14 protein-coding genes and 1 pseudogene are annotated in these 14,103 nt (G+C 41.3%); 11 read left to right on the plus strand and 4 right to left on the minus strand.

Translation table 11 applies throughout. From position 1 onward, the window contains the following. Positions 1–68: 68 nt before the first annotated feature. Together V7K32_RS28930 and V7K32_RS26265 are read right to left on the minus strand one after the other, a co-directional pair. Positions 69–161 (minus strand): annotated as a pseudogene (locus V7K32_RS28930) (reverse transcriptase N-terminal domain-containing protein); the annotation flags it as partial. Positions 162–324: 163 nt separating this feature from the next. Then, on the minus strand, positions 325–471 hold the full coding sequence (locus V7K32_RS26265) for a hypothetical protein (protein WP_334997482.1): 147 nt from the start codon (positions 469–471) through the stop codon (positions 325–327). A 914-nt stretch (positions 472–1,385) separates the two neighbouring features. Between V7K32_RS26265 and V7K32_RS26275 the strand changes: the two genes are divergently transcribed. Then, positions 1,386–2,300, plus strand: coding sequence for a M48 family metallopeptidase (locus tag V7K32_RS26275; protein WP_334997484.1), 915 nt, complete (start codon positions 1,386–1,388; stop codon positions 2,298–2,300). Positions 2,301–2,364: 64 nt separating this feature from the next. Here V7K32_RS26275 and V7K32_RS26280 read toward each other — a convergent pair whose 3' ends face one another. Then, positions 2,365–3,003, minus strand: coding sequence for a cofactor assembly of complex C subunit B (locus V7K32_RS26280; RefSeq protein ID WP_334997486.1), 639 nt, complete (start codon positions 3,001–3,003; stop codon positions 2,365–2,367). Positions 3,004–3,158: 155 nt separating this feature from the next. Further along, a complete protein-coding gene (gene rpaB, locus V7K32_RS26285) occupies positions 3,159–3,887 on the minus strand; it encodes a response regulator transcription factor RpaB (RefSeq protein WP_190731301.1) in 729 nt (242 codons plus the stop codon). Positions 3,888–4,057: 170 nt separating this feature from the next. Here rpaB and radA point away from each other — a divergent pair, with 170 nt between their 5' ends. The 10 genes from radA (at position 4,058) to V7K32_RS26335 (ending at position 13,990) form a co-directional block, all read left to right on the plus strand. Beyond that, on the plus strand, positions 4,058–5,584 hold the full coding sequence (radA, locus tag V7K32_RS26290) for a DNA repair protein RadA (RefSeq protein WP_334997488.1): 1,527 nt from the start codon (positions 4,058–4,060) through the stop codon (positions 5,582–5,584). 183 nt (positions 5,585–5,767) lie between these two features. Next, the gene (locus V7K32_RS26295) at positions 5,768–6,517 is read left to right on the plus strand and encodes a Uma2 family endonuclease (RefSeq protein ID WP_334997490.1); all 750 of its coding nucleotides are present in this window, start codon (positions 5,768–5,770) and stop codon (positions 6,515–6,517) included. 273 nt (positions 6,518–6,790) lie between these two features. Then, positions 6,791–9,634 carry a protein kinase domain-containing protein gene (locus V7K32_RS26300; protein ID WP_334997492.1) on the plus strand — a complete coding sequence of 948 codons (2,844 nt, stop codon included), beginning with the start codon at positions 6,791–6,793 and terminating at the stop codon, positions 9,632–9,634. 59 nt (positions 9,635–9,693) lie between these two features. After that, a complete protein-coding gene (locus V7K32_RS26305) occupies positions 9,694–9,906 on the plus strand; it encodes a hypothetical protein (protein WP_334997494.1) in 213 nt (70 codons plus the stop codon). Next, entirely contained in the window at positions 9,893–10,165 is a 273-nt protein-coding gene (locus tag V7K32_RS26310) for a type II toxin-antitoxin system RelE family toxin (RefSeq protein WP_334997496.1), read from the plus strand. The genes V7K32_RS26305 and V7K32_RS26310 overlap by 14 nt, the downstream gene beginning before the upstream one ends. 15 nt (positions 10,166–10,180) lie before the next feature. Further along, positions 10,181–10,558: a DUF2283 domain-containing protein gene (locus tag V7K32_RS26315; protein WP_334997498.1), complete on the plus strand. Its 378-nt coding sequence runs from the start codon at positions 10,181–10,183 to the stop codon at positions 10,556–10,558. 49 nt (positions 10,559–10,607) lie between these two features. Next, complete coding sequence (locus V7K32_RS26320) at positions 10,608–10,829, plus strand: hypothetical protein (RefSeq protein ID WP_334997500.1); 222 nt, start codon at positions 10,608–10,610, stop codon at positions 10,827–10,829. Positions 10,830–10,832: 3 nt separating this feature from the next. Continuing rightward, complete coding sequence (locus tag V7K32_RS26325; protein ID WP_334997502.1) at positions 10,833–11,165, plus strand: type II toxin-antitoxin system PemK/MazF family toxin; 333 nt, start codon at positions 10,833–10,835, stop codon at positions 11,163–11,165. A 9-nt stretch (positions 11,166–11,174) separates the two neighbouring features. After that, the gene (locus tag V7K32_RS26330; RefSeq protein ID WP_334997504.1) at positions 11,175–12,008 is read left to right on the plus strand and encodes a Uma2 family endonuclease; all 834 of its coding nucleotides are present in this window, start codon (positions 11,175–11,177) and stop codon (positions 12,006–12,008) included. Between the two features lie 731 nt (positions 12,009–12,739). After that, positions 12,740–13,990, plus strand: a complete 1,251-nt coding sequence (locus V7K32_RS26335) for a serine/threonine-protein kinase (protein WP_334997506.1) — start codon at positions 12,740–12,742, stop codon at positions 13,988–13,990. Positions 13,991–14,103 lie beyond the last annotated feature (113 nt).

Raw genomic sequence — 14,103 nt, forward strand, 5'->3', positions numbered from 1 at the left:
TCTGCTGCCAGGTTGGATTAGCTATGTACGGACTTACACCGTGATTCACTAATCAACGAATCGCACTACACGCGCTTTTGAAGGCGGAAAAGGTTTCGGCGGAATTTCTTCCACGGTAAGGCTTTCCAAGATTCACTAGTTTTTACACTGTGTCTAATCATTTTCTCTTCTGGAGTTTGTGTATTCTGAACACCTCAGACTAATTACGGTCTGTCCTACCCGAATTGTGGGGATTCCTCCGCTCGTCTGGGCTACTTGGGGAACGAAAGCCCCTAGACCCACAACTCGTTTTTATTCGTTCCCTCGGAGAGATTGATTGTTCCGTTAGATGTAGCCAATTCGACTACTGGATTCCCTGGACTCTTGCCGATGATCCTGCCATGATTCGGCGGGAATGTTCTCCAGTGAGGTCAGGGGTTTTGCGTTGCGCCCTGCCTGTAAGTTAAGTCGCTTTTTTAGGCTCTGTTTCATCGTAGGAACTCCCTGTTAGCGCCAGTGTCAACCCGCAACGGTCGTCTGATTGCACCCAGTTAAGAGCTTCACTCTACAAGAACCGAGCTTGTTCGGTGTGGGCAGATAAGGAGTCAATTCTGAGTCTGAATGGTAGGGCTTTCACCTGCATCTGACCGAGAGTTCAGCCTTTTAATGACAGTAATCTGCTGTCGGGCTGGCTTAGTTATTTACGGACTGATTACCGAGATTCACTAAGCAGCGAATCGCACGGCAGGAACTACAGCACCAATGATTCCCACAAGCATTACAGCAAGTAATAGCCAATAAATGATTTGCATAGATAGAATTGTAAATTTCTAAATTTCCTAGTCAACTTAACGCGAAACGGGCGGTTAGAAACCGCGTCTACACAAACAAAACCCACGCAGGTGGGTTTAAAACCCTTAATTTTAACTTAGGAATGCGGATGCGGACGAAAGCCTGTGTAGCCAAGCTAGTGGGGTCTTCTCACATTGCCAGAGGTTAACGCCTTGGGGGTTTCCCCCATGAGCAACTAGCGTGCGAATTCTATAAGAATGGCTCTAAGGGACTTCCAATGACAGATGTGCGCCCTTACTACATATTCTATCTGGATAAGATGGAGATAAATACTTAGACTTTCCACCTGAACCAAATATGATTTTCTAGTTCAATCTGGTAAAATCTCTCTCTACGTTCTTGGCTCATCTTGGTAATTGTCGGTTGTGGGGACTAATTAAGTTGTTGGGCAGATGCCATTTACACTGTTCACTGTTCAAAAAATGCGGTTTGTTGGACTACCCAAACGCATAACCACAGGCATAGTGATAGCACAAGCCGTTCGTAGTGAGTCTGTCCTAAGTTGACAAAAGTAACTGAACTTCTCAAACACTCCAAGATAAAGCTCAAAACCTATGACGAGAAAAATTTTAACTGGACTGAGTTCAGTAGCCTACGAACACCCTTTTGATCGCAAAGCTTTGGCTTCTTTGCAAAATATGCCCGGTGTCTCTCTGCTACTCAAAAAAATTAACGAATACGGCATCGATCGCTTACTCAGACTGCAAAGCCTTGGTAGTGAAATCAGAATTTCATCCCGTAATTTTCCCCAATTGCATGAAGCATTTGTAGAAACCTGCCAAATTCTTGATGTTGCTCCACTTCCTGAACTGTATCTGTTTCGAGGTACAGGTCATATTCAAACCTACATTGTTGGGGTAGAAAAACCCCTTGTTGGTATAAATTTAGATGCAATGGAGTGGCTTGGCGCAGATGAGTTGATTTACATTTTTGGACATGAAATTGCTCGCATCAAAAGTCAGCACATGGTTTATCACCAAATGGCAATTGTTATGCCAAGTTTAAAAAATTTGTTGAACAGTACCACACTAGGTGTCGGTGGCTTGGTAGCTAGTGGTATGGAACTAGGTTTGTATAATTGGCGAATGATGGCTAGGTTCACTGCCGATCGGGCTGCAATGCTTGCTTGTCAAGATATTGACGTAGCAACTACTACACTGATGAAAATCGCAGGTTTGCCAGATGAGTATTTGACTACTGCTGTAATCGAAGATTTTCTTGTCCAAGCCCGTGAGTTTGCATCGAATAATTTTGACAGTATTGATAAGGTTACCAAAATATTAAGTTATACAGAACCCGGACTTTCTTGGGTAGTTATGCGGGCTGGCGAGTTATTAAAATGGGTTGATTCAGGAGAATATGAGAATGTAATTCAACTAAAAAATTTAAAGACACCGGAAGAAGGCCAAGAAAAAGAAGGAAAAACACCCGAAGAAAAAGAAGGGTGGAATTTTTTGACTTCTTGGTGATTGAATTTTAGATTTTGGATTTTGTATTGCTGGTTTGAAATTAAATTCTAAACTAGCGAATCACCTAAGAGTTAAGAGTAACGGCTAATTTATCAGCAATTCCGGCAATCCAGTTTTCATCTTGTTTGGTGTAGCTGCGAGGAGCATTCGCGCCCAAAATTAGAGCGCCTTGGTTACCAATAGGTTGACAAATGACACCTTGAGTATTTTCTGGTAAATAATCAAATTCAAATCTACCTGGATATACTTTTAGTGCAACTAGATAAATCGGCTTTTGTTTTTCGAGTACCTGTTTTAAGATTACTCCTGGTACAACCTCAGATTTAGTAGCTAGAATCCCGCGACGCAACAAAACTTTACCTTGATAAAAAACGACGAGCGATCGCGTTACTGTATTAGTCAACAATAAATGAGATGCCCAGGCTAGTTCTGTTTTCACCGCTTCAGGTAAATCTGCTGCTATTACAAAACCAACTTCACCAATTAGTTCTACAGTATCAGGCGATCGCGGTTGAACTTGCTGCCAAATTAAACCCGTCAAAATTAACACCGCACTCAAAATTACGCCTACCACATCACCACGCGATTGAGACTGGGTTAATTCCGGTGTTAATAAACGGTTAATCAGCAAAAGTACAGCGCCTAGCCCACCCACGACAATAGGTAGACGCCGCAAAACTCGATTAGGATCAGGTTTTATCATTAGTCATTCGGGATTGGGAATTGAGCATTGGGAATTGGGGATTAGACAATAATTAATAGTTCCTCTCCCCCTGCTCCCCCTGCCTCCCCTGCCTCCCCTGCCTCCCCTGTCTCCCCTGCCTCCCCTGTCTCCCCTGCCTCCCCTGCCTCATCTCCTCACTCCTCCCCTGGTTCAATAATTCGCTGGAAAAGATAACCAGTACCTCGTGCTGTAAGAATCAATTCTGGGTTACTAGGATCATCTTCTAACTTTGCCCGCAAACGGGATATATGCACATCCACTACGCGGGTATCAACATGACGTTCTGGTGTATAACCCCAAACCTCCTGCAAAATTTCCGAACGAGAAAAAGGTTCTCCAGAGCGACTAACTACCAACTCTAACAAGCTGAACTCCATACCAGTCAATCGAATCCGCTCATCGCCTTTGTAGACTTGTCGCTTATTCGTATCGATTTTAATATTAGCGACATGGATTACCCCAGAACTAGGAATGCCAGAACCACCGGTTTTGTCTACGCGCCGCAACACCGAGCGAATTCGAGCTTCTAGCTCTTTGGGGGAAAATGGTTTAACTACGTAGTCATCAGCACCCAATTCTAGCCCAGTGATGCGATCGGCCACATCCCCCAAGGCTGTTAGCATAATAATGGGGACATCTGATTCTTTTCGTAATTCTTGACATACACCATAGCCGTCTAGCTTTGGCATCATTACATCCAAAACTACCAGGTCAGGATCAGTTTTGCGAAAAATATCTAATGCTTCTTCCCCGTCGCCAGCCGTCACTACATCGTAGCCAATCATGGAAAGGCGCGTTTCCAAAATCCGGCGAATGCTGGCTTCGTCGTCTACCACCAAGATTTTTTCTTTATGGCTTTCCAAGTTTATCAACGCTCCTTCACTAAAAATTTACATGATTAATTTTTAATACCATAATATTAAGATATCATTCTATGAATTGATTTGGAAAAAGCTCTAAATACTACTATTATTGGATTTTAGTTTTTTTCAAGAATTAAGTAAATATTAAGATTATTTAATAAGATTTAAGAATGGCAAAGGCAAAAACCTTTTTTGTGTGTAATGAATGTGGAGCAGAATCGCCCCAGTGGTTTGGTAAGTGTCCAGGTTGCGGGACTTACAATTCTCTAGAAGAACAGATCACTATTCAATCCTCAGTAGATGTACCCAGTCGGGGGGGAGTGAGTAGTTGGCAATCAACTCAAACTAATGGCAAATCTCACGCTAAACCAGCTAAAGCGCGAGCCTCTTTAACATTTGACCAAATTACTGATCGCCAAATTGCCCGATGGGAGTCTGGTTATGAAGAATTGGATCGGGTGCTTGGAGGTGGGATTGTCCCCGGCTCTATGGTGCTGATTGGTGGCGATCCTGGTATAGGTAAATCTACTCTATTGTTGCAAGTATCAAATCAATTAGCGCAGAAATACCGCATCCTTTACGTAACTGGTGAAGAATCGGGACAACAGGTAAAATTACGCGCTTCTCGTTTGGGAGTATCAAAACCCCTAAGTGTGGTGAATGAGGAGAATGTAACAGTAGTAGTAGAGACTACACTTCCCATAGATCCTGACAGTATAGGTGCAGATTTATATGTACTGCCAGAAACAGATCTAGAAGAAATTTTAAGGGAAATAGACTCTCTCAAGCCAAACGTGGCGGTGATTGATAGTATCCAAACGGTGTTTTTTCCAGCGCTGACTTCTGCACCAGGTTCGGTAGCTCAGGTACGGGAATGTACAGCAGCATTGATGAAGGTGGCGAAACACGAAGATGTCACTATGCTGATTGTGGGACACGTTACCAAAGAAGGAGCGATCGCAGGGCCAAAAGTTTTAGAACATTTAGTAGATACGGTGTTGTATTTTGAAGGCGATCGCTTTGCCTCACATCGGTTATTACGGACAGTGAAAAACCGTTTTGGCGCAACTCACGAAATCGGCATCTTTGAAATGGTAGCAGAAGGATTGCGCGAAGTCTCCAATCCCTCAGAGTTATTTTTAGGCAACCGTGACGATCCCGCTCCCGGTACTGCGATTGTCGTGGCTTGCGAAGGAACTCGCCCCATAGTTGTGGAATTGCAAGCTCTTGTCAGTCCCACCAGCTACCCCTCACCCCGTCGGGCTGGTACTGGCGTAGATTATAACCGCTTGGTGCAAATTCTCGCCGTCTTAGAAAAACGGGTGGGAATTCCCATGTCGAAATTAGATTCCTACGTTGCGTCTGCGGGTGGGTTGAATGTCGAAGAACCTGCGGTAGATTTAGGAATTGCGATCGCAATTGTAGCTAGTTTCCGCGATCGCATCGTCGATCCCGGTACAGTATTAATTGGTGAAGTAGGGTTAGGTGGACAAGTGCGATCGGTTTCTCAAATGGAACTGCGGTTAAAAGAAGCTGCTAAATTGGGATTTAAACGAGCGATCGTGCCAAAAGGAACAAAATTCCCTGACTTAAATATTGAAATATTACCAGTATCTAAAGTAATAGATGCGATTATCGCCGCCATCCCCCATCAGGAATTGACAGCCGACGATTTAGAACCCGACGAAGATGAATAACTATATAGCCCGCTTTTTAAACGGGGTTGAGAGGATCTAAAATAATCACTCTCCATTTCTCCTCTCTCTGTGTTGCGCCAGTTGCTTCAAGTCGGGGAACCCGCCCAACGCACTGGCTTCTCTGCGTCTCTGTGGTTCGTAATTTATTTCTTGTAAATCTACCACCCCAAAGGAAAACCCACGATGACAACCCTCACCCAAGACTACCAAATCACTTGGGAAAAACTACCCGATGATTACAAACTCCCAGATGATCCAGTGGACAACATCAACCAACCAGCTTTAGCTGCTGCACTCACAGAAAGCCTGCAATTAGCGGGAAAAATTTCAGTTAACGCCCTAACTCCAACTAATTACGGCATTTGCGCTACCATAAACAACAAAATGGTCATTAAAGCCCCTGATTGGGCTTTTATTGCCAAAATTAATGTTAGCAGAGAAGAAGTAACACGCAGTTACACCCCTCAACTACAAGGTGAGGTTCCCGTAATTGTGATGGAATTTATATCCGATACACAGGAGACAGAGTATTCTATTAAAGCGACATATCCCCCAGGAAAATGGTTTTTCTACGAGCGCATCTTAAAAGTACCAAACTACATCATCTTTGAACCAAATAGCGGTAGTTTCGAGATGTATCGCTTTCAAAGCACAGAACAGTACATTTTGCAAGATCCTGATGAAAATCAACGCTACTGGATAGCAGAAATGAATCTTTACCTTGGGGTGTGGCAAGGTACTCGTGAAAACCGCACAGGAAAGTGGTTACGGTGGTGGGATGAACAAGGAAACCTTCTGCTTTGGGGTTCCGAGTTAGCCGAACAAGAACGCCAAGGTGCCGAACAGGAACGCCAACGTGCCGAACAAGAACGCCAACGCGCCGAACGACTAGCAGCACAATTGCGGGCGGCGGGGATTGAGCCAGAAGTGTGATGACTTAATTTTAGGAAAAATTGAAAGCCACTGATCCCGACTTCTTTGAGAAGTCGGGGATCTTACTTATCGCAAATGATTAAGTATAGCTGAATACTAGTTGTTAGACAAGATGAGAGTTTAACAACTGCGATGTCTACGACGGGCTACGCCTACGCAATAAGTTTATTAAGATTGAATATACTGCTTATTGATTGCCTAAAATCTCCCTTGGCAAAAAGAGATATTTATGGTGTGCCAAAATAAAGATCAGTAAAACTACGGTTTTTACCAATGGCGTGGAATCCAGGACAGGAATTATTTGGCCGCTACATAATAGACAGAAAATTGGGTGAAGGTGGCATAGGTATTACTTATCTGGCAAAAAATCAACGCGGTGAATTGCGAGTTATCAAAACCCTCAGAGAACAAATCCTCAATCATCCCGCCTGGATAAACAAGCAAGAGAAATTACGCCAAGACTTCCGGGATGAAGCTTTGCGACTGGCTTTGTGTCGCCATCCTCATATTGTGCAGGTAGAAAACGTCTTTGATGAGGTTAATTTGCCTTGCATGGCGATGGAGTACATCGAAGGCGAAGATTTGGGTAAGCAGATAACCGAAAAAGGTGCTTTACCGGAAGCCGAAGCACTGCTATATATCAGGCAAATTAGCGACGCTTTAACTTTAGTTCACGAAAAAGGCTTACTGCATCGGGATTTAAAGCCGAGTAACATCATGATGCGTGCGGGTAAACAAGAAGCAGTGCTAATTGACTTTGGTATTGCCAGACAATTTATTCCCGGTGGAGTTTTACAGCATACAGAGAATCTTACCCCTGGTTATGCTCCACCTGAGCAGTATGTCCCTGATGCCGAACGAGGCGAATATATTGATGTTTACGCCTTAGCTGCCACGCTGTATTCTTTGCTGACTGGACAGTTGCCAATGCCAGCACCAGCTAGATTGCAAAATTTTACCATGCGATCGCCAAAAGATTTGAATGGCAGTGTTAGCGATCGGGTGAATGAGGCAATCATGAAAGGGATGGCGTTAAATTACAAGTTCCGTCCTCAGTCGGTGCAGGAGTGGTTGGATTTATTAAAAGTTAATACAAGGGCAACTTCAGCGACAAAACCCTTTATACAACCAAAATCAATTCCTCAACCATCCATTCAAAATTTACAATCCCCAAATTCATCTTTAGTAACTTCTCAAAAGTGGTATCGGTTAAATACCATTCCTGGTATTGGTGATATATTTGCTCTTGATCCTGATGGAAGAATTTTAGCGATACCTACATACAGTATTGGTAAAGAAAATTCGATTAATTTAGTAGAAGTAACTGATATTGAATTGGGTATATGCAGGCATCTACACACTCTCACTGGTCATTCCAAGGAGATTGGCTCACTTGCCTTTGGCTGTCATGGACACGTTACCACACTATTGGCTAGTGGTAGTGCAGATGGAACTATCAAACTGTGGGATGTCGCCACTGGCAAAGAAGTTTACACACTACATCATTCCGAGTGGGGAGTCTGGTCGGTCGCCTTTAGCCCAGATATGAAAATATTAGTTAGTGGTCATGGTAGAGAGGGGACAGTACAACTTTGGGATGTCCCAACTGGCAGAAAAATTCATAGTTTTCCTGATTCTGGTGGCTTTCATGTTCATTCTCTTGCTTTTAGTCCAATTTATTACGAATATTATAATAAAAAGACAGTACAAATGTTGGCTATTGGAAACCTTTACTATTTAGCACTTTCACTAATAGCAGATGGTAAAGAAGTTTATTTTAATCCAAAGAATGTGCAAATGTTGCCTAATAGCAACACCTACTGGAAACCGCAAAAGGAATCGCAGAGCCAAGCAATATATATACCTTGTGGCGGGGTTAATTCTATCGCCTTTAGTCCAGATGGACAATTATTAGCTATTGCTGGTGAAGGACTTATCAGACTCTGGCGGATTACAGATTCATCGAGAAATAGAACACTTTTTAGACAATCAATATTTAGCAGAATACAAAACTTAATTGGCACATTTTCAAATCACTTTGTTGGGAAAATATTAAGTCACAAGTCTCTACGCTCCTTTTTTAAAGGGGGAATTATGGTTAAAGAAATCTCTCAGTTCACTGGTCATTCTGGCAGTATTTTCTCAGTTGCTTTTAGTCAAGATGGACGAAAATTAGCTAGTTGTGGTAAAGACAAAACTGTCAAACTATGGGATGTTGCGACTGGTAGAGAAATTCGTACCTTCACTGATGATTCCGACAGAACTGATGGGTTTATTCGCGTCGGTTTTTGCTTTAATACTGGGAACCTTTTAGCTAGTGGTTGGTCAAAACTCAAACTGTGGCAAGTTGAAACTGGCAGAGAAATCCATACCTTTGCTGGAAATATGAGTACGTATGTGGGTGATAGCGGTGACCCTATTGCATTCAGTCCAGATGGGCAAATATTAGCTAGTGGTAGTTTCAGATGGATTCAACTGTGGGAGGTTAGAACTAATAGAGCAATTAAAATCCTCCGCGAACATAAATATTCAGTTAAGTCTATTGCATTTAGTCCAGATGGACTACTTTTAGCCAGTGGCGGTGCAGACAATATTATCAAACTGTGGCATATAGGAACTTTTAAAGAAATTAGAATCCTCTATGGTCATTCTCACAGAGTTAACTCCGTCTCTTTTAGCCCAGATGGAAAACTGTTAGTTAGCATGGGTTTTGATGGAACTATCAGGTTATGGCAAGTAGCAACTGGTAGAGAAATTTCTACTTTTCATTATCCTTCTGATTGGGTAAATTCCGTTAATTTTAGTTCTGATAGCCAATTATTAGCCATTGGTAGTAAAGGCACAACTATCAAAGTATGGCAAGTTGAAACGGGCTTAGAACTCGATACTTTTACTGCATCTTCGCAGTTTAATGCTTTTGCTTTTAGTCCTGATAGAGAATTATTAGCCATTGCCAATGAGGATAAAACTGTTACATTGTTGCACGTAGCAACAAAAACAGAAATCTGTACATTTACTGCTTCCTCACAAGTTCATTCCATTTCCTTCAGCGCTAATGGAAAGTTGTTAGCCAGTGGTGAATATGGCGGAAATATCCAAATTTGGCAACGCAGCTAGTCTTGCAATAACAGCGTCAAAATAGTATTAGGAATTGCAATCAATCGGATGTCAGAAAAATGCTAGAAATAACCAAAAATTACGTCATGGATGAAAATCAGCAACCTATTGCTGTACAAATTCCCATAGCAGAATTTGAGAAAATAGAAGAAATCTTAGAAAATTACGGCTTAATCAAGCTAATGGCAGAGTCAGAAGACAATGAACGTCTCGTTAAAGATGAAGCACAGAAATATTATCAATCCTTAAAGCAAAAGAATGTGGAAAGTTGAATATACTAAAAAATTCTTAAAAGAATTAGCAGATTTACCACAAGATATGCAAGCTCGGATTGAGCCAATCGTCTTTCAAGAACTAGAATCAGAAAACCCCTTTGATTTAGGCTATTTGCAAAAAATCAAGGGCTACGATGATAAATATAAAATTTGCGTAGGTGATTACAGAATAGGTATTAGTGTTGACAAAGATATGCAAACATTAATTTGTCCAAGAGCCGCACATCGTAAAGATATTTATAGAACTTTTCCCTGATACAAACTTTGGGATGTGGCTTCTGCGAACGAAATTGGTACTCTTACTGGTCATGGTTCACAGGTTAATTCCATAGTATTTAGCCGTTATGGGCAAATTTTAGTTAGTGGACCTAATCAGTTATTGTCAACTACTTTTAAAGATAAAATTCCAATGAAAATTACTTACGATCCAAGATACAACATAGCTTATATCTATCTCCAAGAAAAAACTGCACAAGTAGAAACAATTCAAGTCAGCGGCAAAATGAATGTAGATATTGCTCCTGATGGCACAATTTATGGAATTGAATTGCTCAATGCTAACCAGCAATTAGGTGCTGATGAACATGGTAAGTTAATTGTGGTTAACGAAGCATTAGGAGAATCTGCGGAAATTAAGCTGTTACTCTGATAGCTCCAAAAAACTATTTACGTTATTTATAAACACGGGTACACTCAACATGAAAGCATACGAATTTCCAGCAAATGTTACTACCGAAGGCAAAATAGAATTGCCGAATGCTATTTTACAACAGTTAACAAATAACCAACAGGTGAAAGTAATTATTCTCGTCAACGAACCCACAGAACAAGAAGAAGAGGAAGCAACTTGGCATCGTCTTGCAGCCGAGCAACTGCTAAAAGGCTACAGCCAAGATGATGCTATATACGACACAATTTAAATAATGCAAAACTATCAATCTGGTTCTGTTATTTTGCTTAAATTGCCTTTTTCTGATACGGTAACATTCAAACTTCGTCCAGTGTTAGTACTTTTAGATACAGGAGATGATGATATTATTGTAGCGCGAATTACTAGTCAAATAACTCAAACGGTTTTTGATTTTGAAATTATAGAATGGCAGCAAGTAGGTTTAATGCGTGCATCGGTAGTTAGGTTGCATAAGATAAACACAATAGAAAAACGTCTATTAGACCGTCAATTAGGAGTTTTACAACCAAATGATTGGGAAAAAGTGCGTCAACGCATCCAGCAAATATGGTCTTTTATTGAATAATCTAAAAATATGACTACCTATTTTAACTATATCCCTCAATCTGACCCCCCGCTTCCTCCTTGGCAAACGCTACCAACGATGTATGATTTACCAAGCGATAACCCAGAGGAACCAGGCTTGCCAGACGATTTTCATTTTTTACAGCCCTTACTTTTATACTTAACTTTTCAGCCCATTAACTGGAATCCCGAACTAGTTTACAGTGCTGCTGACCTGAATCTCTACTATGATTTAGAGCATCCTTTGTGGTATAAGCGCCCAGATTGGTTTGGTGTAGTAGGCGTAGGAAAGTTATACAAAGGGCAAGACTTACGGTTAAGTTATGTAACGTGGCAAGAGCCAGCAAATCCCTTCGTGGTTGTTGAGTTATTATCTCCAGGTACGGAAGACGAAGATTTAGGCACAAGAAGAGAAAGTGCAGCAGATAAACCTCCTAGCAAATGGGAAGTTTATGAACGAATTTTGCGGATTCCCTACTATGTTGTTTTTAGTCGCTATACTAATGAACTTCGGGCTTTTCAGTTAGTAGGCGGTCACTATGAACCGATGAATTTGACCCAAGGGCGCTTACTAATGCCAGAGATAGATTTAAGTTTAGGCTTATGGCAGGGTTCATTTCGAGATATTGAAAGGTTTTGGTTAAGGTGGTTCACTTTGGCGGGAGAATTAATTGCCGCACCCACAGAGGAAGCTGCTGCTGCAACCCAACGAGCTATGATTGCTAAACAAGAAGCTGCTCAAGCTAAACAAGAAGCTGCTCAAGCCAAACAAAAAGCAGAACAATTAGCAGAACGTTTGCGTCAGTTAGGCGTTAATCCTGATGAACTAGATGAATTATTGTAGCTTCAAGAGTCTTTTTTTATACTCAGGATAGCTTTTGAGGAATCACTTGTAATGAAAACTTTGATAGCCGATGCTGAAGCAGCTATCTCTTAACGATATTGGCTCTCAGAAAGATTAATTTTTGAGAGCGATGTCTACGACGAGCTGCGCTAACGCATATTCATCACTTGAAATAATACATATAATAATTTTTTCGGCAAATTTATAGCAACCTCAGTTTTTCTGAGAAACTATGATATCACGCTATATCCATACTAAGTGTTCCAAAGTTCAGTGCCAATAATGTTACTAGGGGTAAGATGTGGTGATAGTGCGAATCTAAAAGGCGATGTCTAGAGCAGTCGCAGAGATTACCGCAGACACTGGTTATGTTCCGGCTGCTAAAATACGTAAGTATGAGTAAGTAAGTGGACGCAAATAATCATCACTGGCTCGTAGTTGCGCTTTAGCGAAGACAGCGCAACTACGAGCCAAATACAGAGATTTTACTTTTCGTTACATAGTTTGATTTTATCTTGCCTACCTACTTAGTATGATCGAACTATTCAGGTAAAAATTGTCTATTTGGTCACAGAAGACCGTAGAAAGATTGTAGAAGAGTGTATTTCCTTGTCTTGACAGTGATGCTAATCTCAATTTTAGGGATGTTATAAGCCAATATCAGCTAGAGTTTCTGACTTTCAGCAAACTGAATAATTTATCAATAATAAAATCGCTAGGAGTGCGATGAGATGTCACAGTCCCATATAACAAGACCAGAAATAGCTGCTTCAACTCTAATCGATAACCGCTATATTATCCAAAAACTTCTCGGACAGGGAGGATTGGGGCGAACTTACTTGGCCTTTGACACTCGTCGGTTTAATGAAGCTTGTGTTCTCAAGGAGTTTGCGCCCATTGGCACAGGGGAGAGTGGACTGGAACAATATCGCAACTTATTTAAAAGAGAGGCAAAAATCCTTCATCAATTGCAACATCCTCAAATTCCCAAGTTTTTAGCTTGCTTTGAAGGAGATGGTCGGTTATTCCTAGTACAAGAGTATGTTGACGGTAAAACATATTCTAGGGTGCTGGGAGAACTTCAACGTCAAGGAAGAAACTTTTCCCAAGAGGAAGTTATAGAGTGGCTAAAAAATCTGCTGCCTGTTTTGGAATATGTTCACCAGCACAACATCATCCATCGAGATATTTCCCCTGATAACATAATGTTACCTGATGGCAAGGATCTGCCAGTGCTGATTGATTTCGGTGTAGGCAAGCAAATTGCTGACATGAATGAAGGCAGAAATTCTAACCACCAGGTAACCTTTGTTGGCAAAATGTCTCTTGTCGGCAAAGTGGGGTATGCTCCCCGCGAACAGATTAGCTTGGGTTTATGTTCCCCCTCTAGCGACCTTTATGCTTTGGGGGTAACTGCTATTGTACTACTTACAGGTAGAGATCCATCCTTACTAATGGATCAATATTCCTTAGAATGGAACTGGCGTTATTATACCTATGTTACTGATGGGTTCGCTCAAGTACTCGATCAGATGTTAGCAGATAGACCTAACAAGCGATACCAAGCAGCTAAAGAAGTTCTTATAGATTTAGAGCGCATTGGAGAACCAGAAGTGGTAATGTCTCCTGCAATCATACTTGATGATTTGCCCCCCACCGTATTTAATCCTGAATTTCAACCTATGTCGGCAATATCGCCGTCATCCAACCAACCTGGAGAAAGAGTTTTTAGTTCACCGACTTCACCAGGTATTTTGCCAATTGGGCGAATCAAAGAACAGCAACCTTCGCTCCAACCAGCATTTATTAAACATTGTCACCAAGAGTTAGCTTACCACATTGGCCCAATGGCAAATCTAGTTATAGAAGAAATATTAGAGCAAAATGCTTACATTTCACCCGACCAATTTATTGAACTCATAGCCAGGGAAATTCCTGACTTTCAAGCAGCTTTTGAATTCAAAAAAAGCTTATTTTCATAAATATTTAGACCACCTTTTATTTAGAGAGAATTTTGAATTATTTAACTAATTATCATGGTTTAATTTGCATAGCGACTAAGCACAGCCAGTTTTGTAGTTGAGTCTAAATCTCC

The sequence above is a fragment of the Nostoc sp. genome (assembly GCF_036917635.1).
Classification (GTDB): domain Bacteria; phylum Cyanobacteriota; class Cyanobacteriia; order Cyanobacteriales; family Nostocaceae; genus Nostoc.

Bases quoted from the DNA above. Each gene is read 5' to 3' on its own strand.
- V7K32_RS26265 (WP_334997482.1), bottom strand. From the start codon at position 471: ATGAAACAGAGCCTAAAAAAGCGACTTAACTTACAGGCAGGGCGCAAC.
- V7K32_RS26330 (WP_334997504.1), top strand. From the start codon at position 11,175: ATGACTACCTATTTTAACTATATCCCTCAATCTGACCCCCCGCTTCCT.
- V7K32_RS26280 (WP_334997486.1), bottom strand. From the start codon at position 3,003: ATGATAAAACCTGATCCTAATCGAGTTTTGCGGCGTCTACCTATTGTC.
- V7K32_RS26305 (WP_334997494.1), top strand. From the start codon at position 9,694: ATGCTAGAAATAACCAAAAATTACGTCATGGATGAAAATCAGCAACCT.
- V7K32_RS26275 (WP_334997484.1), top strand. From the start codon at position 1,386: ATGACGAGAAAAATTTTAACTGGACTGAGTTCAGTAGCCTACGAACAC.
- V7K32_RS26310 (WP_334997496.1), top strand. From the start codon at position 9,893: ATGTGGAAAGTTGAATATACTAAAAAATTCTTAAAAGAATTAGCAGAT.
- V7K32_RS26320 (WP_334997500.1), top strand. From the start codon at position 10,608: ATGAAAGCATACGAATTTCCAGCAAATGTTACTACCGAAGGCAAAATA.
- V7K32_RS26325 (WP_334997502.1), top strand. From the start codon at position 10,833: ATGCAAAACTATCAATCTGGTTCTGTTATTTTGCTTAAATTGCCTTTT.
- radA (WP_334997488.1), top strand. From the start codon at position 4,058: ATGGCAAAGGCAAAAACCTTTTTTGTGTGTAATGAATGTGGAGCAGAA.
- V7K32_RS26300 (WP_334997492.1), top strand. From the start codon at position 6,791: ATGGCGTGGAATCCAGGACAGGAATTATTTGGCCGCTACATAATAGAC.
- V7K32_RS26295 (WP_334997490.1), top strand. From the start codon at position 5,768: ATGACAACCCTCACCCAAGACTACCAAATCACTTGGGAAAAACTACCC.
- V7K32_RS26335 (WP_334997506.1), top strand. From the start codon at position 12,740: ATGTCACAGTCCCATATAACAAGACCAGAAATAGCTGCTTCAACTCTA.